Source organism: Paramixta manurensis (assembly GCF_013285385.1).
Lineage (GTDB): Bacteria > Pseudomonadota > Gammaproteobacteria > Enterobacterales > Enterobacteriaceae > Paramixta > Paramixta manurensis.
In genome coordinates this window covers 1,664,468-1,687,551 of the sequence record NZ_CP054212.1, presented here as the reverse complement: position 1 = coordinate 1,687,551, position 23,084 = coordinate 1,664,468, and the positions used below count along the sequence as shown (strand labels likewise).

25 protein-coding genes are annotated in these 23,084 nt (G+C 50.1%); 11 read left to right on the top strand and 14 right to left on the bottom strand.

The window, feature by feature from the left end:
* The first annotated feature begins 133 nt into the window (after positions 1-133).
* From artP to artM, 4 genes are read left to right on the top strand one after another with little or no spacing between them, the layout of a single operon-like run.
* Positions 134-862 carry an arginine ABC transporter ATP-binding protein ArtP gene (artP, locus tag PMPD1_RS08255; RefSeq protein ID WP_173633580.1) on the top strand — a complete coding sequence of 243 codons (729 nt, stop codon included), beginning with the start codon at positions 134-136 and terminating at the stop codon, positions 860-862.
* 14 nt (positions 863-876) lie between these two features.
* Complete coding sequence (gene artJ / locus PMPD1_RS08250; protein WP_173636156.1) at positions 877-1,608, top strand: arginine ABC transporter substrate-binding protein; 732 nt, start codon at positions 877-879, stop codon at positions 1,606-1,608.
* A gap of 7 nt (positions 1,609-1,615) precedes the next feature.
* On the top strand, positions 1,616-2,332 hold the full coding sequence (gene artQ, locus PMPD1_RS08245) for an arginine ABC transporter permease ArtQ (RefSeq protein WP_173633579.1): 717 nt from the start codon (positions 1,616-1,618) through the stop codon (positions 2,330-2,332).
* Positions 2,332-3,003, top strand: coding sequence for an arginine ABC transporter permease ArtM (gene artM / locus PMPD1_RS08240; RefSeq protein ID WP_173633578.1), 672 nt, complete (start codon positions 2,332-2,334; stop codon positions 3,001-3,003). Before artQ ends, artM begins: the two co-directional genes overlap by 1 nt.
* 37 nt (positions 3,004-3,040) lie before the next feature.
* Here artM and rlmC read toward each other — a convergent pair whose 3' ends face one another.
* The 8 genes from rlmC to nfsA all read right to left on the bottom strand — a co-directional run bounded on the left by rlmC (position 3,041) and on the right by nfsA (position 11,140).
* Positions 3,041-4,168, bottom strand: coding sequence for a 23S rRNA (uracil(747)-C(5))-methyltransferase RlmC (gene rlmC, locus PMPD1_RS08235; RefSeq protein WP_173636155.1), 1,128 nt, complete (start codon positions 4,166-4,168; stop codon positions 3,041-3,043).
* Between the two features lie 205 nt (positions 4,169-4,373).
* Positions 4,374-5,219 carry a putrescine ABC transporter permease PotI gene (gene potI / locus PMPD1_RS08230; protein ID WP_173633577.1) on the bottom strand — a complete coding sequence of 282 codons (846 nt, stop codon included), beginning with the start codon at positions 5,217-5,219 and terminating at the stop codon, positions 4,374-4,376.
* Complete coding sequence (gene potH / locus PMPD1_RS08225) at positions 5,216-6,181, bottom strand: putrescine ABC transporter permease PotH (protein ID WP_173636154.1); 966 nt, start codon at positions 6,179-6,181, stop codon at positions 5,216-5,218. Before potH ends, potI begins: the two co-directional genes overlap by 4 nt.
* A 10-nt stretch (positions 6,182-6,191) precedes the next feature.
* Entirely contained in the window at positions 6,192-7,325 is a 1,134-nt protein-coding gene (gene potG, locus PMPD1_RS08220) for a putrescine ABC transporter ATP-binding subunit PotG (protein WP_173636153.1), read from the bottom strand.
* Between the two features lie 121 nt (positions 7,326-7,446).
* Entirely contained in the window at positions 7,447-8,556 is a 1,110-nt protein-coding gene (gene potF, locus PMPD1_RS08215) for a spermidine/putrescine ABC transporter substrate-binding protein PotF (RefSeq protein WP_173633576.1), read from the bottom strand.
* A gap of 365 nt (positions 8,557-8,921) precedes the next feature.
* Positions 8,922-9,401: a YbjN domain-containing protein gene (locus PMPD1_RS08210; RefSeq protein ID WP_173633575.1), complete on the bottom strand. Its 480-nt coding sequence runs from the start codon at positions 9,399-9,401 to the stop codon at positions 8,922-8,924.
* A gap of 89 nt (positions 9,402-9,490) precedes the next feature.
* Positions 9,491-10,393, bottom strand: coding sequence for a 30S ribosomal protein S6--L-glutamate ligase (gene rimK / locus PMPD1_RS08205; protein ID WP_173633574.1), 903 nt, complete (start codon positions 10,391-10,393; stop codon positions 9,491-9,493).
* Between the two features lie 24 nt (positions 10,394-10,417).
* The gene (gene nfsA, locus PMPD1_RS08200; RefSeq protein ID WP_173633573.1) at positions 10,418-11,140 is read right to left on the bottom strand and encodes an oxygen-insensitive NADPH nitroreductase; all 723 of its coding nucleotides are present in this window, start codon (positions 11,138-11,140) and stop codon (positions 10,418-10,420) included.
* 238 nt (positions 11,141-11,378) lie between these two features.
* Here nfsA and PMPD1_RS08195 point away from each other — a divergent pair, with 238 nt between their 5' ends.
* Positions 11,379-11,648 (top strand): GrxA family glutaredoxin, encoded by a 270-nt coding sequence (locus PMPD1_RS08195; protein WP_173633572.1) that lies wholly within the window; start codon positions 11,379-11,381, stop codon positions 11,646-11,648.
* A 59-nt stretch (positions 11,649-11,707) separates the two neighbouring features.
* On the opposite strand, the gene ybjM is transcribed toward PMPD1_RS08195, so the two are convergent.
* On the bottom strand, positions 11,708-12,082 hold the full coding sequence (ybjM, locus tag PMPD1_RS08190) for an inner membrane protein YbjM (protein ID WP_173633571.1): 375 nt from the start codon (positions 12,080-12,082) through the stop codon (positions 11,708-11,710).
* Between the two features lie 284 nt (positions 12,083-12,366).
* Between ybjM and PMPD1_RS08185 the strand changes: the two genes are divergently transcribed.
* The 4 genes from PMPD1_RS08185 (at position 12,367) to PMPD1_RS08170 (ending at position 17,214) form a co-directional block, all read left to right on the top strand.
* A complete protein-coding gene (locus PMPD1_RS08185; RefSeq protein ID WP_173633570.1) occupies positions 12,367-14,055 on the top strand; it encodes an aspartate:alanine antiporter in 1,689 nt (562 codons plus the stop codon).
* Positions 14,056-14,284: 229 nt separating this feature from the next.
* Positions 14,285-15,025: a phosphatase PAP2 family protein gene (locus tag PMPD1_RS08180; RefSeq protein WP_173633569.1), complete on the top strand. Its 741-nt coding sequence runs from the start codon at positions 14,285-14,287 to the stop codon at positions 15,023-15,025.
* Complete coding sequence (gene ybjG / locus PMPD1_RS08175) at positions 15,025-15,630, top strand: undecaprenyl-diphosphate phosphatase (protein WP_173636152.1); 606 nt, start codon at positions 15,025-15,027, stop codon at positions 15,628-15,630. Before PMPD1_RS08180 ends, ybjG begins: the two co-directional genes overlap by 1 nt.
* A gap of 300 nt (positions 15,631-15,930) precedes the next feature.
* Positions 15,931-17,214, top strand: coding sequence for an HAAAP family serine/threonine permease (locus tag PMPD1_RS08170; RefSeq protein ID WP_173633568.1), 1,284 nt, complete (start codon positions 15,931-15,933; stop codon positions 17,212-17,214).
* 49 nt (positions 17,215-17,263) lie between these two features.
* On the opposite strand, the gene PMPD1_RS08165 is transcribed toward PMPD1_RS08170, so the two are convergent.
* Positions 17,264-18,469, bottom strand: a complete 1,206-nt coding sequence (locus PMPD1_RS08165; RefSeq protein ID WP_173633567.1) for a serine hydrolase — start codon at positions 18,467-18,469, stop codon at positions 17,264-17,266.
* Positions 18,470-18,748: 279 nt separating this feature from the next.
* On the opposite strand from PMPD1_RS08165, the gene PMPD1_RS08160 reads away from it, so the two are divergent.
* Positions 18,749-19,405, top strand: a complete 657-nt coding sequence (locus tag PMPD1_RS08160; RefSeq protein ID WP_173636151.1) for an HAD family hydrolase — start codon at positions 18,749-18,751, stop codon at positions 19,403-19,405.
* A gap of 65 nt (positions 19,406-19,470) precedes the next feature.
* Here PMPD1_RS08160 and PMPD1_RS08155 read toward each other — a convergent pair whose 3' ends face one another.
* Positions 19,471-20,589: a PQQ-dependent sugar dehydrogenase gene (locus PMPD1_RS08155; RefSeq protein WP_435529722.1), complete on the bottom strand. Its 1,119-nt coding sequence runs from the start codon at positions 20,587-20,589 to the stop codon at positions 19,471-19,473.
* Between the two features lie 281 nt (positions 20,590-20,870).
* Between PMPD1_RS08155 and PMPD1_RS08150 the strand changes: the two genes are divergently transcribed.
* A complete protein-coding gene (locus PMPD1_RS08150; RefSeq protein WP_173633565.1) occupies positions 20,871-21,326 on the top strand; it encodes an Hcp family type VI secretion system effector in 456 nt (151 codons plus the stop codon).
* Between the two features lie 39 nt (positions 21,327-21,365).
* On the opposite strand, the gene PMPD1_RS08145 is transcribed toward PMPD1_RS08150, so the two are convergent.
* From PMPD1_RS08145 to PMPD1_RS08135, 3 genes are all read right to left on the bottom strand, one after another.
* The gene (locus PMPD1_RS08145) at positions 21,366-21,521 is read right to left on the bottom strand and encodes a hypothetical protein (protein ID WP_173633564.1); all 156 of its coding nucleotides are present in this window, start codon (positions 21,519-21,521) and stop codon (positions 21,366-21,368) included.
* A gap of 77 nt (positions 21,522-21,598) precedes the next feature.
* Positions 21,599-21,781 (bottom strand): hypothetical protein, encoded by a 183-nt coding sequence (locus tag PMPD1_RS08140; RefSeq protein ID WP_173633563.1) that lies wholly within the window; start codon positions 21,779-21,781, stop codon positions 21,599-21,601.
* Between the two features lie 341 nt (positions 21,782-22,122).
* A complete protein-coding gene (locus PMPD1_RS08135) occupies positions 22,123-22,920 on the bottom strand; it encodes a hypothetical protein (RefSeq protein WP_173633562.1) in 798 nt (265 codons plus the stop codon).
* Positions 22,921-23,084: the final 164 nt, after the last annotated feature.

Sequence of the window (23,084 nt, the reverse complement as noted above, 5' to 3'; positions counted from 1 at the left end):
GCCGCCATGACACTATCTTGTGCTACGCTTAAGTCAATCTACCCTTCATTCATAAATTTTAACGCACCGTGATTGCATAACTATGCTGTCAACGTTAAGATTTGCGGCATCAATTGCTATTCATTTTTTGCGCATGAGTATTCAACTTAACGGTATTAATTGCTATTACGGCGCGCATCAAGCGTTGTTTGATATTCAACTGGAATGTCCCGAAGGTGAAACCCTGGTTTTGCTCGGCCCTAGTGGTGCGGGTAAAAGCTCACTCTTGCGCGTTCTGAACCTGCTGGAGATGCCGCGCTCCGGCACTTTGAGCATTGCAGGCAACCGCTTTGACTTTGCTAAAGCGCCTGCTGACAGCGCGATTCGCGAACTACGCCAAAATGTTGGCATGGTCTTCCAACAGTATAATTTGTGGCCGCATCTCACGGTGGTACAAAACCTGACGGAAGCGCCTTGTCGCGTATTAGGGTTGAGTAAAGACCAGGCTCGGGCGCGCGCTGACAAACTGCTTGAGCGTCTACGGCTCAGTAAATATGCCGATCGTTATCCGCTGCATCTTTCCGGTGGCCAGCAACAACGCGTGGCGATTGCGCGCGCGCTGATGATGGAACCCCAAGTGCTACTGTTCGATGAACCCACCGCCGCGCTCGATCCGGAAATTACCGCACAGATCGTCAGCATTATTCGTGAACTGGCGCAAACCAAAATTACCCAAGTTATCGTGACTCATGAAGTGGAAGTGGCCCGGAAAACCGCCAGTCAGGTGGTATATATGGAAAACGGCTACATTGTGGAACAGGGTGACGCCAGCCGATTTACACAGCCGCAAACCGCTGAGTTTGCCAATTATCTCTCGCACTGATGCAGGATATTATGATGAAAAAAGTCGTACTTGCCGCCCTGTTAGCCGGTATGAGCCTGAGCGCCACCGCTGCACAGACCATTCGTTTCGCCACCGAGGCCTCTTATCCTCCATTTGAGTTTGTTGATGCTAACAACAAAATTCAGGGCTTCGATGTCGATCTGGCTAATGCGTTATGTAAAGAGATTGATGCCACCTGTACCTTTACCAACCAGGCATTCGATAGCCTGATCCCTAGCCTGAAATTCCGCCGTTTTGATGCGGTAATGGCCGGGATGGATATTACGCCGGAACGTGAAAAACAGGTGCTATTCAGTAAGCCTTATTACGACAATTCGGCGCTGTTTATCGCACAAAAAGGCAAAGTTGCCGATGTCAGTGCCTTGAAAGGCAAACGCGTTGGGGTACAAAACGGTACCACTCACCAGAAATATCTCACCGATCGCCACAGCGAAATTACCACCGTACCGTATGACAGCTATCAGAATGCCATTCTTGATCTAAAAAATGGCCGTATTGATGCGGTGTTCGGTGACACGGCGGTGGTTAATGAATGGCTGAAGCAGAACGCTAATCTGGCGCCGGTCGGCGATAAAGTGACCGATAAAGCCTACTTCGGTACTGGCCTCGGCATTGCCGTTCGTCAGGGAAATAGCGACCTGCAAGGCAAGTTCAACACCGCTTTGGACAAAATCAAGGCGGATGGCACCTACAAAACCATCTATAGCAAATGGTTTCAGCAGTAATTAATTGATGAGTGAACTTTTTCCTCTCGCAAGCGCCGCCGGGATGACCGTCGGCCTTGCCGTTTGCGCACTGGTGGTCGGGCTGATTTTGGCGATGATTTTTGCCGTCTGGGAATCAGCGCGCTGGCGCCCCATTGCCTGGCTAGGTACCGGGTTGGTGACGCTTTTTCGCGGCCTACCGGAAATTCTGGTGGTGCTGTTTATCTATTTTGGCGCCTCGCAACTGCTGCTGACGCTTTCTGACGGCTTCCGGCTGAACTTTGGTTTATTCAGCATTCCGGTGCAGATGCAGATCGAAAATTTTGACGTTAGCCCCTTCTTGTGTGGCGTTATCGCGCTATCGATTCTGTACTCTTCTTATGCCTCGCAAACACTGCGCGGCGCGCTGAAAGCCGTGCCGTCAGGCCAGTGGGAGTCAGGGCAAGCGCTGGGCATGAAGAAATCCGCTATTTTCTTTCGGTTGATCATGCCGCAAATGTGGCGACATGCGCTCCCCGGCTTGGGTAACCAGTGGTTAGTGCTACTGAAAGACACCGCGCTGGTCTCACTGATCAGCGTCAACGATCTGATGTTGCAAACCAAAAGCATCGCGGCCCGCACGCAACAGCCCTTTACCTGGTATGTGATGGCAGCGGCGATTTATCTGGTGATTACGCTGCTTAGCCAACGCGTATTACAGCGTATTGAGCGTCGAACCACACGTTTTGAGCGGGAGAATGGGTAATGTTGGCGTATTTACCCGAGTTGCTAAAAGGCTTGCATACCAGCCTGACGTTGACCCTCGCCTCGCTGATTCTGGCGCTGGTGCTGGCGCTGCTGTTTACCGTGCTGCTTACGCTAAAAGTGCCGGTACTCAGCCAGATAGTCAGGGGTTACATCACCTTGTTTACCGGCACGCCGTTGCTGGTACAAATTTTTCTGATCTACTACGGTCCGGGGCAATTTCCGTCGATTCAACAGATTCCCTGGTTGTGGCATCTGTTTTCTCAACCCTGGCTCTGCGCGATGCTGGCGCTCTCGCTCAACAGCGCCGCCTACACCGCGCAGCTATTTCATGGCGCGGTACGCGCGATTCCTTCTGGTCAGTGGCAATCCTGCGCGGCGTTGGGAATGAACCGCAAAGACACACTCCATATCTTGCTGCCTTATGCTTTTAAACGCGCCCTCTCCTCATACTCCAATGAAGTGGTGCTGGTGTTTAAAAGCACTTCGCTTGCCTACACCATTACGCTAATGGAAGTGATGGGGCACGGTCAGTTGCTATATGGCCGCACTTATGATGTGACCGTGTTTGCCGCCGCCGGGCTTATTTACCTGTGCGTTAATGGTTTGCTGACGCTATTAATGCGGCTCATTGAGCGGCGCGCGCTGGCGTTCGAACAACGTAGCGAGTAACCCTCTGGCGCGTTTACCAGGCTGTAAGCGCGCCAGCTTATTGATGGCGCAATAAGGTTAGGACTTCGTAATGCGCCGTGTGCGGGAACATATCGAACAGTTGCACCCGTTCAATCCGCCAGTCCGCTAATTGTGCAATATCCTGCGCCATAGTTTGCGCGTTACAGCTAGAGTAGAGAATATACGGCGGAGCCATACGGCTAAGGTATTGGCAAAGTTCTGCGCCAATACCGCGGCGCGGCGGGTTGACCAGCACCAATTGCGGCACGTCGTCACGCGCGGTAGCAAAACGCGTTGAGTCCAGCGCGGCAAACTGTACCCCGCTTAACCCCATCATTTTCGCTGACTGCGTTGCGCAAGCTATTGCTTCCGCGTTGATCTCAATGCCGGTCAACATCATTGATGGCGTCGCGCAATGCAGACCAAAACCGCCGACGCCGCAAAACAGATCCCACATGGTATCAACCTGCAACTCACGCACCCATTCACGCGCCGTGGCATACAGTTTTGCCGCAACCGCAGGATTGGTCTGGAAAAAACTCTGTGGGCGGATCCATAGCGGCACGTCGTTAAGTTGCTCCGCAAGCGCCTGGTTTTCCGTTAGCGCAATCTCCTCTTCTCCTTCGAGAATGGCCATATGGACCGGTTGAATATTGGCGGAGATCACCGCCAATTGCGGCAACTGCTGCTGTAGCCATGGCAGCGCGGCACGTAGCTGCGCCAGTTTCGCGGTGGAGCGCAACACAAAACGCAGCATCAATTTGCCGTGCTGCGTGCTCTCGGTCAGTAAAATGAATTTCAGTTCGCCCCGCTTGCGCGCCACATTGTAGGGCGTCAAACCGGCGCGGGCGATAAAGGGCTTCAGGCAATCAAACACCGGCGCAAACGAGGCGGGATAAAGCGGACATGCGCAGAGATCCACCGCTGCCCCATCCCGCGCCAACATGCCCAATATCGGGCGCTCAACGCTACCACTCACTACCATTTTCGCTTTATTGCGAAATGCCTGTTGCGCGGAGGTCACTGGCGCAAACCACTGCTGCGGCGAATGCGCTTTCAGCAACTGTTCAAGGTGTGATTGTTTATCGGTAATTTGTTGCGAATAAGGGCGCTCCAGCCATTGGCAAGAACGGCAGCTACCCGCGTCGTAAAGCGCGCAATACATGGTGAGGCCTGTCATTGGGTAATCAAGCAAAATGCGGCGAAGATTGTAACACCGAAGCGTTAGTGACGGCGAAAATATTCCCGATAGTCTGGCGGAATAAACCATAAGACCCGCCCCGTCAATCGGGGGTTTCTGCCTCAATAACGCATGCACAATTTCAGCCGCTGTTCGCCAGTTTCCGGCTACGCTACGCAAACTTTCGTGCTTAACCACGCGTTGCTTTCTGAATATCGCGCAGACGTTTCTTCTCCTCATTGGCCATTAAACGCCAGGCAATAAAACCAACAATACCGACCACGAATAAGATCAGCGAGGCCAGGGCATTAATCTCCGGGTTTACTCCACGCCGTACGGTAGCGAAAATCGCCATCGGCAAGGTGGTAGCGCCTGGGCCGGTAACGAAACTGGCAATCACCAAATCATCAAGCGATAGCGTGAAGGCCAGCAGCCAGCCGGTAACAATCGCTGGCGCAATCATCGGGACGGTGATCACGAAGAACACTTTAAGCGGCGTCGCGCCCAAGTCCATCGCCGCCTCTTCAATCGAATGATCCAATTCACGTAAACGCGCATTAATCACCACCGACACATAGGCGGTACAAAAGGTGACGTGCGCCAGCCAAATGGTCAACATGCCGCGATCGCCCGGCCAGCCGAGCGTATTCGCCATCGCCACAAACAACAACAATAGCGATAGCCCGGTAATCACATCCGGCATCACTAATGGCGCGGTCAACATAAAGGCAAACCCGGTCGAGCCACGAAAGCGCCCAAAACGCACGATAACCACTGCGGCAATGGTGCCTAAAACCACCGCCATGGTCGCCGCTAGCGCGGCAATCGTCAGGCTTAACGTTACCGCATCGATCATCGCATCATCATGGAACAGCACACGATACCAGTGCACCGAGAAGTGTTCCCACACGGTAACCAGTGGCGAACTGTTAAACGAATACACCACCAGCAACAGCATTGGGGCATACAGAAAACAGAAGCAAAGCGTTAAAATTGCCGTGCGCCACGGCGAGCGAATTGCTGGTAAAGTATTCATGCTTTCTCCCCCAGCGTTTTATTCTGATGTTTATGGAACCAGATAATCGGCAAAATCAGGATCAGCAAAATAATCACCGCCAATGCCGAAGCCACCGGCCAGTCGCGATTATTAAAAAACTCCTGCCATAAAATACGCCCAATCATAATGCTATCCGGGCCGCCTAACAGTTCAGGAATCACGTATTCGCCAACCGCCGGAATAAACACCAGCATTGAACCGGCAATAATTCCACCGCGCGTAAGCGGGACAATAACGCTGAAAAACGTTTTTAGCGGGCGAGCGCCTAAGTCAAGCGAGGCTTCCACCAACGAGTAATCAATCCGCGTCAACGCGGTATAAATTGGCAGAACCATAAACGGTAAATAGCAATACACAATGCCGATATAGACGGCAGTATTGGTATACAGAATCACTAAAGGGTGATCGATCACCCCCAGCCACAATAAAAAGCGGTTCAGAATGCCATTATTGTTTAGTAACCCCATCCAGGCGTAAACGCGCACCAAAAAAGAGGTCCAGGAAGGTAAGATAACCAGCAATAACAGAACATTACGTACCGAGGGTTTACTGTGTGCCACCGCCCATGCGAGCGGATAACCAATCACCAGGCAGATCAAGGTAGAGATCGCTGCCACTTTTAATGATTGTAAATACGCATCGGCATACAGCGGATCGTCGGTTAACTGGAAATAGTTCGCCAGATTAAGTACCACATTAAGCTGGTCGTCAGCCCAGGTAATTAGATCGGTATAAGGCGGGATCGCGCGGGCAATATCGGCAAAACTGATTTTGACCACAATAAGAAACGGCAGCAGAAAAAACAGCGTCAGCCACAGATAAGGCAACGCAATCGCCAGTTTGCGGCCATGTTTCATTTTCACCCGCGTTAAGGCGTTTTTTAGCGGATGCGCTGCGCGGTTTGGCGGTTTACTGCCCGCCGGTTCGCTGAATGTGCTCATCATCCCTCCCCTATACCGTCAAAACCACGCAACTGTCGGCTTCCCAACAGAGCCGCACTTCATCGCCCCATGTCGGCGCGCCTTTGCGGAAACGGTGCGCATTCTGTAGCTGCGCGCTAATCATCTGGCCGCTGCGTAACCGCACGTGATAAATCGATAAGTCGCCGAGGTAGGCAATGTGGGTGACTTCCCCAACGGCAAAATTACAGCCATCGGCGGGTACCTCTTCACACAGCATCACTTTTTCCGGACGCAGCGCGACATACACCGGCACGTTATCCATCACGGAAACATCGGAGTCAACTTTGAGAGGATGCATCAAGCCTGGGCTTTGAATGACCAACCCATCTGGCTGACGTTCATGTAACAGGCCTTCAAACACGTTGACCGACCCAATAAACTCCGCGCTGTAGCGACTGGTGGGATGCTCGTAAATCTCTTCCGGCTCGCCAATCTGCACAAACTTCCCGCGATTCATAATCGCGATCCGCCCGGCCATGGTCATCGCCTCTTCCTGATCGTGCGTCACCATCACGCAGGTAGCGCCGACACGCTCAAGAATATCCACCACTTCAAGTTGCATACGGTCCCGCAACTTTTTATCCAGCGCCCCCATTGGCTCATCCAGCAACAACAATTTCGGCCGTTTTGCCAGGCTACGGGCCAGCGCCACGCGCTGACGCTGTCCGCCGGAGAGTTGATGCGGTTTGCGTTTGGCAAACTCTTGCATATGTACCAGCGCCAGCATTTCCTCAACGCGCCCGGCAATTTCCGCCTTGGGTAAACGATCCTGTTTCAGGCCGAAGGCGATGTTTTGTTCCACCGTTAGGTGAGGAAACAAGGCGTAAGATTGAAACATCATATTGATGGGGCGCTGATAAGGCGGCACGTGGGACAAATCTTGTCCATCCAACACAATTTGCCCGTGAGTGGGTGTTTCAAACCCGGCCAACATCCGCAGCAAGGTTGATTTACCGCAACCGGAAGCGCCCAGCAGCGCAAATATTTCGCCTTTATAAATCGTCAGACTGACATCATCAACAGCATGCTGACCATCAAATGATTTGGTCAGGTTGCGGATCTCCAGCAAAGGCGTCAGCGCCTTCACCGGTTTACTTTGAGGGCGGGGGATCGCGTCGTTCACTAACATTTATCTCCGGCGCTAAGCGGAACGTTACGGCAAGGAGCCGCACAAATGACGCAACAGAGGCCAGGACAGAACCTCTGTTGCGTTAACTCCATGGAATCAACTCGTCTTCGACGAATTATTTACCACTTTTAACTTTAGTCCATGCGCGCGTACGTACCCGATCAAGTTTCGGTTCCTGTACTTTCAGCACAAACAATTTCGACATGGTTTCCGGCGTGGGGAAAATCCCCGGATTATTGCGAATATCAGCATTAATCAGCGGCAACGATGCCTTATTACCGTTGGCATAGAACATCTTGTCAGAAATGTCGGCAATGACCTTCGGATCCATGATGTAGTTCAGGAACTGATAGGCTTCATCAACATTTTTCGCATCTTTCGGAATCGCCATCATATCGAAGAAGGCCAATGCGCCCTCTTTTGGAATGCTATACGCCAGATGTACGCCGTTTTTTGCTTCAATAGCGCGGTTTTTAGCCTGCAAAATATCGCCCGCCCAGCCGATAGCCACACACGTATTACCATTCGCAAGGTCGTTGATATATTGCGAGGAATGGAAATAGCGAATGCTCGGACGCAGCTTCAGTAATAAATCGGTCGCTGCGCCAGAGTAATCTTTCGGGTCGGAACTGTTCGGATCTTTGCCCAAGTAGTTCAGTACCGTGGCGAAAATCTCTTCAGGCGCATCAAGGAAAGAGACGCCGCAGCTTTTCAGTTTTTCCAGATTTTCCGGTTTCAGCACCAGATCCCAGCTATTTACCGGCGCATCTTTCCCCAGCACTGCTTTGACTTTATCAACGTTATAACCAATGCCGGTAGTAGCCCACAAATAAGGGATAGCGTATTTATTGCCGGGATCGTGTTCCTCAAGTTTTTTCAGCAGCGCCGGATCGAGATTTTTATAGTTTGGTAATTTGCTTTTATCCAACGGCTGGAAAACGCCGGATTGCAACTGACGCGCCAGGAAACTGGAAGAAGGAACCACCACATCGTAACCGGTGCTGCCCGCCATCAGTTTGCCTTCCAACACCTCATTGGAGTCAAACACGTCATAGACAACTTTAATCCCGGTTTGTTTTTCAAAATTGGGCACCGTGTCTGGCGAAATATAATCTGACCAGTTGTAAACGTGCAGCGTTTTTTGCTCTGCCAGGGTACCGGCGGAAACCGCCATTAGCACACCAGCCACCACACCCGACAACCATTTTTTACGTTGGTTGAACATGTCTTCCTTCCTCCAAAAGCGGGGGGTTCGTTCCCCATGCAGAACAAGCGAATCACGCGTTAAATTACTGGCTTACAATGAATCATTATTCATCTGCAGTTTAATAGAAAAAAATGATGCCTGAGCGGGCATTGCACGCAAAATGCAGCCCCGCAAGAATAGCCCCACTGGCGAGCGCAGACTAGCCCCTAGCGTAAAAAACGCCTTTTATCGATTTTTTATGCATGTTTCTTCTATGTGATACGCCAGATATGGCATAAACCGCGAGAAATATCTGGCATTAAAGGGCAAAATGCAGAATAAAAAATGGTGGGATAAAAATGGAAAATGCCGCGTAATGCGGCATTCAGCAAGCGATTGGGGGATTAGTGCAGCATTGACTGCCGCACGCCAGATGCGACCGGGTCTTCTTCTTCGCCTTGCATCAGTAAATTATTGGCAAAGGCTTCCATAATCACCATTGAAATTTGCTCTTCGCTCTGCTTCATAAAGCCGGCGAACTGACCAAAGGTTAAACCGGCGCTGGCAATGATCGACTGGCAAACAATCAACTTCGGTAAGTTATCATCCTGAATGTCGAGAAAAGCCTTCACGGTCAGCGAACTGGCGTTAATCTGCGATAAATCGGCGACGAGTGGAATTAATGCCGTTGGCTTCACCTCCGCCAGCGCCGAAAACAGGATAACGTCATCCACCAAATCTAACTTGGCGTCAAACACACCTTCAAAATTTTGCATATGCGGCAAATGCAGCGCCTGGCAGGCATCACATTCAAACCAAGTAATACTTTGCTGATCCAGCCAACGTCGTAATACGTCTAAATCTGGAACGACGAGTGAATCCATATGCTACTGCCCCATGCCGCGTTCAAATAAGCGCAATAGCTTACGGAAAAACGGGGGCGAAAACCATGCTCGCCGATGAAATATAGCGCCTAACCACCGGTTTTAAGACAGAAGCCCGGTCGCGCCTGCTGTTCAATCCAGTCCACCATCATCGCGGCAATGTTTAAACCCGTAGTGGTTTCAATCCCTTCTAAGCCCGGCGACGCATTCACCTCCATCACTAGCGGGCCTCGTTTAGCGCGTAGAATATCGACCCCCGCCACATCCAGCCCGAGCGTGGCGACAGCCTTTACCGCGATTTCGCGTTCGCGTTCGGTAATTTCTACACAGCGCGCCCGGCCGCCGCGGTGCAGATTGGAACGAAAATCGCCCTCCTTCGCCTCGCGCTCAATTGCCGCAACCACTTCGTCGCCAATCACCAGGCAACGGATGTCTCGCCCCTGCGCCTCTTTAATAAACTCTTGCACCAGAATATGGGCGTTGAGGCCGCGAAAAGCGTCAATCACACTTTCCGCCGCCTGCCGCGTTTCTGCCAGTACCACGCCAATGCCTTGGGTTCCTTCAACCAGCTTAACCACCAATGGCGCGCCGCCCACCATCTCAATCAGATCGTGGGTATCATCCGGCGAATGCGCAAAGCCGGTGACCGGCATATCAATTCCCTGGCGCGCGAGTAACTGTAGCGAACGCAGTTTGTCACGCGCTCGGGTAATGGCCACCGACTCATTGAGCGGATAGCTGCCGCACATTTCAAATTGCCGTAACACCGCCGTACCGTAGAAGGTGATGGCGGACCCAATGCGAGGGATCACCGCATCGAAATAGCCCAGTTGCCGCCCGCGATAGTGCACCGCTGGCGAAGCCGGGTTGATATTCATGTAACATGAGAGTGGATCAATAATCTCAACGCTATGGCCGCGCGCCTGCGCAGCCTCCCGTAAGCGTTTACAGGAATAGAGCGAACCATCGCGGGACAAAATGGCAATTTTCACCCAAAGGCCTCCGAAAAAGCGTCGTTAACGCGTCGCCCAGCCCTGTTTATGCAGAAAGTCCAGAATAAAGGGGCGGTTTTCTCTAATGATGGTTTTACGGATATGCTCGCTCCAGCTCTCCTGGCGGCGATTGCTATCACGCGTAGTGTAGTACTCAATCAGGTGGCGATCGTAATCAGCCAGTACCGCAGGATCAACTGCCTGGTAATGGTTTTCGTGCACCAGCATCTGCGGGGGGATGCGCGGCTTCAGATCGGGTTGCTGCGCGGGCCAGCCGAGGCACATACCAAATAAGGGCAGTACATATTTCGGCAGGGCAAGCAATTCGGCAACCGGTTCGATATTGTTACGAATACCGCCAATATAGACGCCCCCCAGACCTAATGATTCTGCCGCGACCATCGCATTTTGCGCCATTAATGCCGTATCAACACACCCTAATAACAGCTGCTCCGCCATCCCGAGATGCGCTTCCGGGCAGATTTGCAGGTGGCGGTTAAAATCGGCGCAATATACCCAAAATTCGGCGGCTTGCGCCACATAGGCCTGCCCGCCGGTCAGCGTCACTAATGTGTTACGCATCTCAGGATCGGTGACACGAATAATTGAGGAACACTGCAAAAAGCTGGAGCTTGAAGCCGACTGCGCGGCAGCAATAATCGCCTCGCGCCAGTCGGCCGGAATGGGCTTGTCCACAAAGGCGCGTATGGAGCGGTGCGAACGTAACAGTTCGATAGTGGGCGTCATAACAGTTTCTCCAGTCTATACATTGCTTAATTAAACGCTTACTAAGGTTAAATTCATCGTATCAGACAGTTGCCGAATCCCTCCGGGAAAGCGTAATCTCGATGGATTGCATAGTCTGCACTAATCAGACTAACAGGCAAATCCTTCTTCCTTTCAGGGAAGGAAGCAGGCATCATGAGCGCCATTGAGCTGAAATCTGTGATTCAGATCACACAAAATAATCGTTAAGGAGATACCTATGTTTGCTGTCATTTTCGGTCGTCCGGGCTGTCCTTACTGCGTTCGCGCAAAAGAGCTGGCGGAAAAACTGACGGAATCGCGCGATGATTTCAATTTCCGTTATGTTGATATCCACGCGGAAGGTATCAGTAAAGCCGATCTGGAAAAAACCGTTGGAAAACCGGTAGAAACCGTGCCGCAGATCTTCCTTGATCAGAAACATATTGGCGGTTGCACCGATTTCGAAGCTTACGCGAAAGAGCACCTGAGCCTGTTTCAGGAATCTTAAGCTTAAAGAGAAAACCGGCTCTGGTGACAGGGCCGGTTTTTTCATGCGCCGGGGGTTGATTAAGGTAAGCGGCCGGAAGGTGTCATTGCGCGCCAAAACATCACCACCAATGCGCCCAACCCACTCCAAAAAATCGCACTACTATTCCACGCCATCTCTTGCCAAAAGCTATCGACACAGGCGTAAACCAGCCAAGTCACTAGCACACAAAACGGCGTAGCAATAAGCGCGGCAAGTAATGCTACGCTAAGCGGCGCGCGCGGGGCGATGAAAGCGGCGACCATGCCTGGCGCGATAAACAACAATAGACCCAATTGCGTGTGGGAAGGATTATTATTGTCAGTCAGAAGGTCGTGACGTACAAAAATAAAAACCGCACAATAAATAGCGGCTCCGAACACTACGCTAAACCAACGGACGCCATGTAATAACATAGGTTTTCCTCAGCTTTTCAGATTAGGCCGATCGCACGAAGATAATATTGTGACATTGAAAGGTTTGGCTGCAGAAAGATTGAAAATAAACCTTCTCTCTCGACAGGGCTTTTTACTGGCTGTGACATGAATTCCCGTCTAAAATAGGGCCGCTTTAATTTATCCTCTGAGAACCATGACGATGGAACGGCATGCTTTTCTACCGCCGCCCTGTTCACGACGATAAACGTTAGCGCAATAAACCCATTCTTTCAACAAGTTACTGGTAAACAAGAAGTTAAGCCGTGAACATAAACGTCGCAGATTTGTTAAGCGGGAATTACATCCTGTTATTATTTGTCGTATTAGCACTTGGGCTTTGCCTGGGGAAATTACGATTGGGTTCGGTTCAACTTGGTAATTCCATTGGCGTTTTGGTTGTTTCGCTTCTATTGGGGCAACAGCATTTCCTGATCAATACCGATGCGCTGAATCTTGGCTTTATGTTATTTATTTTTTGCGTTGGCGTAGAAGCAGGCCCTAACTTTTTCTCTATTTTCTTTCGCGATGGAAAGAATTATCTGATGCTGGCGATGGTAATGGTCAGCAGCGCACTGCTTATCGCGCTGGTATTGGGGAAAATTTTCGGCTGGGATATTGGGCTCACCGCCGGGATGCTAGCCGGGTCCATGACCTCAACGCCGGTATTGGTCGGCGCCGGCGATACGTTGCGGCAAACGCTGTTCGATAGCCAACTGCTTGGTCGCATGCAAGATAATCTTAGCCTTGGCTACGCGCTCACTTATTTGGTTGGCCTGGTCAGCCTGATTTTGGCTGCGCGTTATCTGCCGAAATTACAACATCAGGATTTATCGACCAGTGCTCAACAAATCGCGCGGGAACGCGGGCTGGATGCCGACAGCCAGCGCAAAGTCTACTTACCGGTTATTCGTGCATATCGCGTGGGGCAAGAGTTGGTTTCCTGGGCCGATGGCAAGAACCTGCGTGAGCTGGGGATTTATCGTCAAACCGGCTGTTATATTGAGCGTATCCGCCGTAATGGTATTCTCGCAAGCCCGGATGGCGATGCCGTGTTGCAGATGGGCGATGAAATCTCTCTCGTCGGTTATCCTGATGCCCATTCGCGGCTCGATCCCAGTTTCCGTAATGGTAAGGAAGTGTTCGATCGCGACCTGCTGGACATGCGCATCGTAACGGAAGAGATTGTGGTTAAAAACCACAATGCGGTTAATAAGCGTCTAAGCAAGCTTAATTTGACCGATCACGGCTGCTTTTTAAACCGGGTTATCCGCAGTCAGATTGAAATGCCAATTGATGACAGCATTATGTTGAATAAAGGGGATGTGTTACAGGTTAGCGGCGAAGCGCGGCGAGTAAAAAGTGTTGCCGACCGCATCGGATTTATCTCAATTCATAGTCAGATGACCGACCTTCTGGCTTTCTGCGCCTTTTTTATCATCGGCCTGATGATTGGCATGATCAACTTCCAGTTTAGTAATTTCAGCTTTGGCATCGGCAACGCCGCCGGGCTGCTGTTTGCCGGAATTATGCTGGGCTTTCTGCGCGCCAACCATCCCACTTTTGGTTATATTCCCCAGGGGGCGCTAACCATGGTGAAAGAGTTTGGTTTGATGGTGTTTATGGCCGGCGTCGGTCTCAGCGCAGGCAGTGGAATGACGCATGGTCTTGGCGCGACCGGCGTGCAGATGCTGCTGTCCGGGTTAGCGGTAAGCTTAATCCCGGTCGTACTGTGTTACTTGTTTGGCGCTTATATATTACGGATGAATCGCGCGTTGTTATTTGGCGCCATTATGGGCGCACGCACCTGCGCACCGGCAATGGAGATTATTAGCGATACGTCGCGTAGCAACATCCCAGCCCTTGGCTACGCAGGCACCTATGCCATCGCAAACGTGCTATTAACGCTGGCCGGGACATTGATTGTGATCATCTGGCCTTTGTTAGGCGGTTAAAAAAATATTTATATATTCCGCAGAACTTTTAGTCAGGGATGTAGTCATAATTAATGCCACTGCTTTTCTTTGAAATCCCCAAATTGAGGTGCCCGTTAATCTCTGATTAACGGGTTTTTTTATGCGTTAACCCTCTCCCTCTGCGCGTTCCCCCGCTTTGGTTGCTTAAGGTTATCTTAAGCAGGAGTGAGCAAAATACCTATCCTGTTTTCTTATTCATCAATTCTTCATGCAACTGACTTCAAAACTAAATCAAACCTTAACGCCGGAAAGGATTCGGACAAACTCCATTTACCTGTTGTCCGCACGCTTTTACGCTACCCACTTTGTTTTATTGGCTTTTTTCGGTGTGATGTTTTTTTGGTTCTCGCGTAACGAAAGCTGGGATTTGATGTTGAGCCAGGTCTGGTACGATCCCAGCGCGCAGAATTTCCCGCTGAAAGATAACCGTTGGCTGGAATGGATTAATCATCGCTTACTGAAGGATCTGGTGATTATCGGCGGCGTTGTGCTGTTACTGCGCGGCATCATCAAACGCCAGCCGCGCCAGATTTTAGTGGCGTTATTGATAGGTATTGGCCCGTTAGCGGTTGGGATACTGAAAGCCACCAGCGCGCATTCATGCCCGTGGAGCCTGGTCGAGTTTGGCGGTAAGGCCATCTCGTACCCACTACTCGGTCATATCCCACTCGGCAGCGGCCCCGGACGTTGCTTCCCGGGCGGCCATGCCTCCAGCGGATTTAGCGCCATGGCGCTGTTTTTCCTGTTCTGGCCTGAACGCCCGAAATTGGCTTGGTTTTGCTGGAGCGCGGCATTGGCGCTGGGCTTGTTAATGGGGTTTGGTCAGGTCATGCGCGGCGCGCACTTTTTTTCTCACAACCTGTGGGCAGGTTGGTGGGTTTGGTTAGCACAACTTTTCACTTTCGGATGTGTTTCGCATCTGTTGAATAGAACGAGGAAGCATTCATGATGGAAGAACTGAACCGGAGTCTGTTTCTCTGGATCAATGCCACGCCGCACTCGCCGGAGTGGGCGCTGGAAATGGCGACGTTTATTGCCAAAGATCTGATCGCCATTGTTCCAATGCTGATCGTCGCGTTGTGGTTATGGGGGCCGCGCGATCGGGTCGGCTCACAACGCGCGCTGGTGTTAAAAACCGGCATCGCCCTGTTATACGCAATGGCGATCTCTTGGTGTGCCGGAGAGCTGTTTCCACATGCGCGTCCCTTCGCCGTTGGGCTCGGTCACCAATTCCTTTCACACGCGGCGGATGACTCCTATCCCAGCGATCACGGCACGGCGATCTTTACCTTCGCGCTGGCGTTTATTTTCTGGCATCGCCTGTGGTCTGGCGTGTTGCTCCTGCTGGTTGGCGTTGCTATCGCCTGGTCACGGATTTACCTTGGCGTACATTGGCCGATGGATATGCTGGGCGGTTTCCTGGTCGGTATGTTGGGCTGCTTGTTTTCCCATATGGCCTGGCAGTTTTACGGCGAAACACTCTCCGAACGGGCAAGCCAGGCCTACCGTTTCGTGTTTGCGTTGCCAATCCGTAAAGGTTGGGTGCGTCATTGATTCCTGCGGGCCCATTTATGGGCCTCCTTCTCTCCCCCTACGCTATTCCATCACGCCACACCCCGGCAATTTCAGCAGATAACGCTACCTTTTTAGCCAAAAACCAGCATGGACCGATACCAACAAGACAATAAATAGACCATAAAACCAACAGGGAGATTACAGTTGTGATCGCGCTCACCCTCAGCGGCTAAACAGACGCTGAGTTCACGTTTTACTGGTGATAGAGTATGCGGCATTCAACGGCAGAGGCATCACGACGCCGCAGAGATTTTATTGACTGCAAAGGGAAAGGAAATAATGGATTCATCCCAAACTATCGTCACCGAACAGCGCGCAGATAACGCCGCCGCCTGGCGAAAAAGCGACACTATGTGGATGCTGGGGCTATATGGCACCGCCATTGGCGCAGGCGTACTGTTTTTACCGATCAATGCCGGTATCGGCGGCCTGATCCCACTCATTGTGATGACCATTCTGGCCTTTCCAATGACGTTTTATGCCCATCGCGGACTCTGCCGTTTTGTGCTCTCTGGCCGCAATCCGGGCGAAGATATCACCGAAGTGGTAGAAGAGCATTTTGGAAAGGGGGCCGGTAAACTGATTACTCTGCTCTATTTCTTCGCTATCTATCCTATTTTGTTAGTCTACAGCGTCGCAATTACCAACACCGTCGAAAGTTTTCTGACTCATCAGTTACACCTCAATGCTCCGCCGCGCGCGCTGCTGGCATTGATTTTGATTATCGGCCTAATGACCATTGTGCGTTTCGGCAAGGAAATCATCGTGAAGACCATGAGTCTGCTGGTGTTCCCTTTTGTCGCCATATTGATGTTATTAGCACTGTGGTTAATTCCTGGCTGGAGCAGCGACATTTTCCGTACGGCCAGCTTCTCCGGCAGCGGCAGCGGTTTGCTAATGACCTTGTGGCTGGCTATTCCGGTAATGGTGTTCTCCTTTAACCATTCACCGATCATTTCGGCTTTTGCGGTAGCAAAGCGAGATGAATACGGCGCGGAAGCCGAACCTAAATGCTCACGGATCCTTGCCCGTAGCCATGTCATGATGGTTATTACCGTCATGTTCTTTGTTTTTAGCTGCGTTCTGAGCCTTTCACCGGAAAATCTTGCCGAAGCGAAAGCGCAAAATATCTCTATTTTGTCCTATTTAGCTAATCACTTTAATACGCCAATGATGGCCTGGCTGGCGCCGATTATTGCGATGGTTGCAATTACCAAATCCTTCCTCGGTCACTACCTTGGCGCGCGTGAAGGTTTTAACGGCTTAATCATCAAGTCATTACGGGGCCGAGGTAAGCAGATTAGCGAACCGGCGTTGAACCGTTTTACCGCGCTGTTTATGCTGATTACCACCTGGCTTGTCGCGAGCTGGAATCCGAGCATTCTGGGGATGATTGAAACGCTCGGCGGCCCGATTATTGCCGTTTTGCTGTTCTTGATGCCGATGTATGCGATTAATAAAGTCCCGGCGATGCGTAAATACAGTGGTGCCGCCAGCAATCTATTTGTGGTGATTATTGGCCTGATAGCGATTTCCGCCATTCTCTACTCGCTGTTCGAATAGAGAACAACAGAGCGCGGCATGCCGCGCTCTTTCACCCACGCGGCTTTATTCAGGAAAACCACTTCCCGAATAAATCATCCAACTTCATCATCACAAAATCCCAAATACGGCTAAAGAAGCCACCTTCCGGCACCGCCTCCAACACCACTAAAGGCCGCTGCGCCACGCTTTTGCCATCAAGCTGAAAATCAATAGTCCCCACTTGCTGATACTTTTTCAAAGGCGCCTGCAACTGCGGCGATGCTAAAGTAAAGCTAGCCTTGAGATTCTTTACCTGCCCGCGAGGAAGGGTCAGCGACGCGTCTTTCTGTACGCCGAGGCTGACACTCTTTTGCGCACCAAACCACACACGCTGCGTCGAAAACGCAACGTTGGCTTTCAGCGGCGTAACCGTTTCAAAAAAGCGAAACCCCCACGTGAGCAACTTTTCACTTTCACGAAAGCGGATACTATCGGTTGCGGTTCCTAACACCACCGAGATTAGACGCATATTACCTTCGGTTGCCGACGCCACCAGATTATTACCCGCGCCGGAGGTGTGACCGGTTTTAATGCCATCAACGTGAAGGTTGGTGCTCCATAACAGGCGGTTACGATTCGGCTGGCGAATATTGTTAAAGGTAAACTCTTTTTCCTTATTTAACGCATACTCATCCGGCACATCGCGAATCAATGCCTGACCAATAAGCGCCATATCGCGCGCGGTACTATACTGACCTTCGGAATCTAAGCCGTGGACGGTTTTAAACGCGGTATTTTGCAAACCGAGCGCTTTGGCGTAGCCGTTCATTAAACCGACGAACGAGTCCTGGCTACCGGCAACGTAATCCGCGAGCGCAATACTGGCATCATTCCCCGACTGGATAACCACGCCTTTATTCAGTTCGGATACCGGAATACGGTCGCCCGGTTTAAGGAACATTAGCGAAGAGCCTTTTAGTGCCGGATTGCCGGTGGCCCAGGCATCTTTACCCACGGTGACCATATCATCACGGGTAATTTTGCCGGCTTTAATCGCCTGCCCCACCACGTAACTGGTCATCATTTTGGTGAGACTGGCGGGATCAAGGCGATCATCCGCGTGCGACTCGGTCAACACGTCGCCGCTGGCGTAATCCATCAAAATCCATGCTTTGGCATCGATTTGCGGCGCCGCTGGCGCCTGTTCAGCAGAAGAGAGTTCGGGGATAAGCAGCAATAGCGTGCCGCCCACAGCCAGTGCCCGGACACCGGCAGAGAAACGAGTTTTCATCATGACGTGACCAGAGTATCCATTTTAATATCAAGTGTTTCACAGTGTTACGAAACAGGGACGCGCTATCTACGCTAACTTTTCGGCGCGCGGAAAAACAGAGTATGACCGTAAAGTTTTTTAGAGTTTATTAGATAAATCCGGGGATTGCTGCGCTGATCCCATTTTTTTGCCCTCTCGTATCGTCAACGCACTTGGGGGTAATTCCGATTTTTGCCAGAAAAGTTAAGTGCGTCACAAAATTCCGTTAACCTGATCTAAGTTTGTCTGAGGAGAACGATGATGGATTTAGCCCTTTTCGACCTGGATGAAACCCTGATTTGCGAGGACAGTACCAGCCTTTGGCTGCGCTGGTTGGTATCGCAAGGCTTTGCCCCCGCCTCGTTAATTGAGCAAGAACAGGCGCTGATGGCAGAGTATTATCAGGGAAAACTCTCGATTGAAGATTATATGAACACCACGCTGGCCCCGTTGGCTGGCCTTGGCAGGTTAACCGTTTCAGGCTGGGTGCGGCGCTTTATTCAGCGCGATATTATGCCACGCGTTTACCCCTCCGCCCGCGAGCGTATGGCATGGCATCAATCGCGCGGCGACACCATCATGGTCATTTCCGCCAGCGGCGAACATTTAGTGATCCCCATTGCGCAGCAATTAGGCGCACATGGCGCGTTGGCCATTGGCGTTGAGATTATTGACGACCGCTACAGTGGGCAAACGTATGGCACCATGACCTACCGCGATGGCAAAGTCTCCCGGCTTACTGACTGGAAATCGCTCCAGACAGTAAACCACTTCCAGCATACCTGGGCCTATAGTGACTCGATGAATGACCTGCCGTTGCTGGAACATGCTGACCATGCCTATGTCATCAACCCTGATGCACTTTTGCAGCAGGAAGCGGTGCAACGCGGCTGGGAAATTTGCCGTTGGGTAAAATAACCGTGACCGGGCACGCCATCGACGTGCCCGGCCCGTTTGACTACCCGGTACGGCTAGCCGGGAAATTAGGGTTGTAACCCCACTTTAAGTAATTTCCCGTTATCTTCATCGGTCAGCACGTAGAGATAGCCATCCGGTCCTTGGCGCACATCGCGGATCCGTTCCCCGCGATCTTGTAATAACCGCTCCTGCTCTACCACCTTGTCACCATTGATACTCAGGCGAATTAAGCTTTTCTCCTTCAATGCGCCAATGAACACTGAGTTTTTCCAGATCTGGAATTTGGCGCTATTATAAAATGCCATTCCGCTAATCGCTGGCGAAACTTTCCAGTAAAAGATTGGTTGCTCGGTGCCAGGAACCTCGCCGCCTTTCGACTCTGGTACTTTTTGCCCGCTATAATCAATGCCCCACGTTGCTACCGGCCAACCGTAGTTTTTGCCTTTCTGCGGAATATTAATTTCATCGCCGCCGCGCGGACCATGTTCGCTCTCCCAAATCTGTTGCGTCCATGGGTTTAATGCCAGCCCTTGCGGGTTGCGTAACCCATAGGCCCAGATCTCGCCGCGCGCCCCTTTACGCCCGACAAAAGGGTTATCCGGCGGGATACTGCCATCGGCATTCAGGCGTACCAGTTTGCCCTGTAACTTATCCAAATCTTGTGCAGCGGCGCTATGGAAGTGATCGCCCAATGAAATATAGAGGTAACCCTGCCGATCGAAGGCCAGCCGGGTACCTATGTTTGCCCCGCTGGAGAGTTGTGGCTGTTGGCGGAAGATGACGTTAAAATCGCGTAACGTTTGATTATCGTCACTCAGTACGCCATAACCTACCACCGCCCCGGCCTGCCCGGCTTTATTGGCTTCGGTATAGCTCAGATAAACACGTCTGTTATCGGCAAAATCAGGCGCTAACGCCACATCTAATAATCCTCCCTGTCTTTGTACCCACACTTTTGGCACCCCGTTGATGGGTTGCGATAGCCCGTGTTGGGGGCTCCAGGTGCGGAGCTGACCTGAACGCTCAGTAATTAGCAGGTTTTGATTATCGGGGAGAAAAGCGATTGACCACGGATGATTCAGTTTGTCCTGTAACTGCTGGACGGTGACTTTCTCCGCCGCGGTTGCAGAAACAGAAAATACCAGCGCACTGGCTAATGCAGAGGATAACAATAGGCGAGTCATAAACATCTCCTTGGACATTATTGTCTTCTAACTTTAGTAATAACTGCCGTAATGGGTAACCATAATCGCGCTATCTTTACAAAACCTTGCCTGACGAGAAAAGTAACGATCTTATTTAGCGTTTTATCTGCCAGTGGTTTATTAAAACCATTTAAAATAAGTCAGAATCACCGTAACAAGTTGTTATAACGAATCCCTTCCAGAAGAATAATTAAATATTACGCGACTTTGAGATGGATTATTATCACGATAACGGAGCAATTAATTATTGAGGTAAGGAAATGAACGATCTCTTTTTAAAAGTTCACAACGTTACAGGAGAATCGAAAGATGCTAACCATCCGGCATGGATAAATATTCACGCCTATACGTGGGGAGTAACACGTTCCGGCAATGGGCCGGGGATGGTAAATTATCACAACCTGATGGTACGCACCACCATCGATAAATCAACGCCGGCATTGATGTTATTTGCCTCCAACGGGAATCGGATTCGGAAAGCAGAACTCTCAGCCTGCAAGGCTGGCGACGGGCAGATCGAATATTATCGTATTACGCTGGAGAACGTCATGGTTTCCGAAGTACTGTTTGATGATAGTGGTTTAGAGACAGAGGTTGAATATGAATTTCAGGCTGAAACGGTAAAGTTGCAATACTGGGAACAACATGCCTTGGGCGGCAGAGGTGCGGAGACGCGCGCTGGCTGGAATATTAAACATCATACCTCCAGTTTTTAGCCTCCTTAGTCGGGGTGGTGGAATGCTGCCCCTCGCTAATTAAATATATTTATCCGGCATTAACTTACAGGCAACCCATCCGACGATAAAGACCGTAATCAGCGTTAACTTACCCCAGTGCTGGGGGATAAATTCGACATATAAAATAGCAAAAATGACATCAATAACTACAGGTATGTACGTAAAAAGTGTCATATAAAAAATTCTCTTTAATATTCCTTTAATCTTTTACTCCTCCGTTGATAATTTCACTAGTGATTTATAAATTCTATTTATTTTTTAATTGGATCAAAACAATCCCCTTTCCACACCACCACAGCAATTGTAAGTAGCGTTAACTTACCCCAGTGCTCGGGAATAAATTCTACATATAAAGCTGAGAGTATAATAACTATCCATACCGGAATGACATCAAAAAATAAACTTAAAAATATAAACTTAATAATCTTCATCATTTTATTAAATCCTTTAAAAGTAAAGCAAACTCATCTTCCGTTAGATTTTTTCTGGTTTCTAGTGCATGAGTGAAAATAATAATAATTGGCTCAATATAGAGGTATAGCATCTCAAGATTATTTCTATAAAAATCATAGTGAGTTACGCCTTAAATATCACATATATTTATCCGGCATTAACTTACAAGCAATCCACCCGACGATAAAGACCGTAATCAGCGTTAGCTTACCCCAGTGCTGGGGGATAAATTCGACATAGATCGCGGATAAAATTATAATAACAATGATAGGAATGGTATCGAACAAGATCGGATAAATTATTCTTTTTAATAGATCTTTAATCATTTTCTTAAGTTCTCAATAAAATTAATCAGTTGCTCTTCCGTGATATTTTCTTTTTTTTGCAACACATAAATCAATTCAACTATAATCGGCTCGATATAAATATATAGCATCTCAAGGTTATTACGGTACAATGCATGGTAATAAGTGGGATGTACTCTTTTTAGCCTTCGCGCAGCCAACGCTGCTTTTTGATTTCTACCATAGAACCCAATCGCTGTAAGAATATACCGGCTGCCGTTATATATCTGATTTTTAATCCGATGAGATAAATTAAAAGATTCAGAAATAGTCCTGGCTATTGAGTAAGCCAGTGCTTTTTTTGTAGCAATACCTGTAACACCCTCAACAACAATACCACTTACTCCCCTGGTGACATTCCCTACAACTTTATGCTGACCTTCCTGCGGCAACCCCAACACATACTCGACATACAACAGAAACATATCGAACACCACATCCTTGCGATTAAAAACCTCCACTATCGCCTTTACCATCCGCACATCTTCTCTGCCGATCTCGCGGCAAATATCCTGGTAGCGTTCGAAAAAACAGGAAGAGTACCAACTGGCGCGTTCAAGACCATGGTAAATATTGTCGAAAGTGTTCCCGGCGCCATTAATCGTCCCTTTAATCCCCTTCTCCAACGCCTGTGCGATGGCGCGATCGGTTTTGAACCTGGCTCTCATGTAGGCGGAGTTATTCATTTGCTTATCATCCATTGATAGCGAAAGCGCTTCGCGGTTTAACACACCAACAATCTCTGCTAACCATACGCCAGTAATCTCTAAGCGCAAACTCTTTTTATTAATAACTAACTGAAAACGTTACACAAAAAACCAATTCAAAAAATACCAATAACCGTACTGAAACCGGCGCGATAAGCGAGGTCACTCTCCTCTTCATCCGCTATCATTTGCATACCTCTTACCATATGGATATACTGAAATTACCAAATGGG

Excerpts from the sequence above, each read along its gene's own strand:
- artP (WP_173633580.1), top strand. The coding sequence starts at position 134 with ATGAGTATTCAACTTAACGGTATTAATTGCTATTACGGCGCGCATCAA.
- artJ (WP_173636156.1), top strand. The coding sequence starts at position 877 with ATGAAAAAAGTCGTACTTGCCGCCCTGTTAGCCGGTATGAGCCTGAGC.
- artQ (WP_173633579.1), top strand. The coding sequence starts at position 1,616 with ATGAGTGAACTTTTTCCTCTCGCAAGCGCCGCCGGGATGACCGTCGGC.
- artM (WP_173633578.1), top strand. The coding sequence starts at position 2,332 with ATGTTGGCGTATTTACCCGAGTTGCTAAAAGGCTTGCATACCAGCCTG.
- rlmC (WP_173636155.1), bottom strand. The coding sequence starts at position 4,168 with ATGTATTGCGCGCTTTACGACGCGGGTAGCTGCCGTTCTTGCCAATGG.
- potI (WP_173633577.1), bottom strand. The coding sequence starts at position 5,219 with ATGAATACTTTACCAGCAATTCGCTCGCCGTGGCGCACGGCAATTTTA.
- potH (WP_173636154.1), bottom strand. The coding sequence starts at position 6,181 with ATGAGCACATTCAGCGAACCGGCGGGCAGTAAACCGCCAAACCGCGCA.
- potF (WP_173633576.1), bottom strand. The coding sequence starts at position 8,556 with ATGTTCAACCAACGTAAAAAATGGTTGTCGGGTGTGGTGGCTGGTGTG.
- PMPD1_RS08210 (WP_173633575.1), bottom strand. The coding sequence starts at position 9,401 with ATGGATTCACTCGTCGTTCCAGATTTAGACGTATTACGACGTTGGCTG.
- nfsA (WP_173633573.1), bottom strand. The coding sequence starts at position 11,140 with ATGACGCCCACTATCGAACTGTTACGTTCGCACCGCTCCATACGCGCC.
- PMPD1_RS08195 (WP_173633572.1), top strand. The coding sequence starts at position 11,379 with ATGTTTGCTGTCATTTTCGGTCGTCCGGGCTGTCCTTACTGCGTTCGC.
- ybjM (WP_173633571.1), bottom strand. The coding sequence starts at position 12,082 with ATGTTATTACATGGCGTCCGTTGGTTTAGCGTAGTGTTCGGAGCCGCT.
- PMPD1_RS08180 (WP_173633569.1), top strand. The coding sequence starts at position 14,285 with ATGCAACTGACTTCAAAACTAAATCAAACCTTAACGCCGGAAAGGATT.
- ybjG (WP_173636152.1), top strand. The coding sequence starts at position 15,025 with ATGGAAGAACTGAACCGGAGTCTGTTTCTCTGGATCAATGCCACGCCG.
- PMPD1_RS08170 (WP_173633568.1), top strand. The coding sequence starts at position 15,931 with ATGGATTCATCCCAAACTATCGTCACCGAACAGCGCGCAGATAACGCC.
- PMPD1_RS08165 (WP_173633567.1), bottom strand. The coding sequence starts at position 18,469 with ATGATGAAAACTCGTTTCTCTGCCGGTGTCCGGGCACTGGCTGTGGGC.
- PMPD1_RS08160 (WP_173636151.1), top strand. The coding sequence starts at position 18,749 with ATGGATTTAGCCCTTTTCGACCTGGATGAAACCCTGATTTGCGAGGAC.
- PMPD1_RS08155 (WP_435529722.1), bottom strand. The coding sequence starts at position 20,589 with ATGACTCGCCTATTGTTATCCTCTGCATTAGCCAGTGCGCTGGTATTT.
- PMPD1_RS08150 (WP_173633565.1), top strand. The coding sequence starts at position 20,871 with ATGAACGATCTCTTTTTAAAAGTTCACAACGTTACAGGAGAATCGAAA.
- PMPD1_RS08145 (WP_173633564.1), bottom strand. The coding sequence starts at position 21,521 with ATGACACTTTTTACGTACATACCTGTAGTTATTGATGTCATTTTTGCT.
- PMPD1_RS08140 (WP_173633563.1), bottom strand. The coding sequence starts at position 21,781 with ATGATGAAGATTATTAAGTTTATATTTTTAAGTTTATTTTTTGATGTC.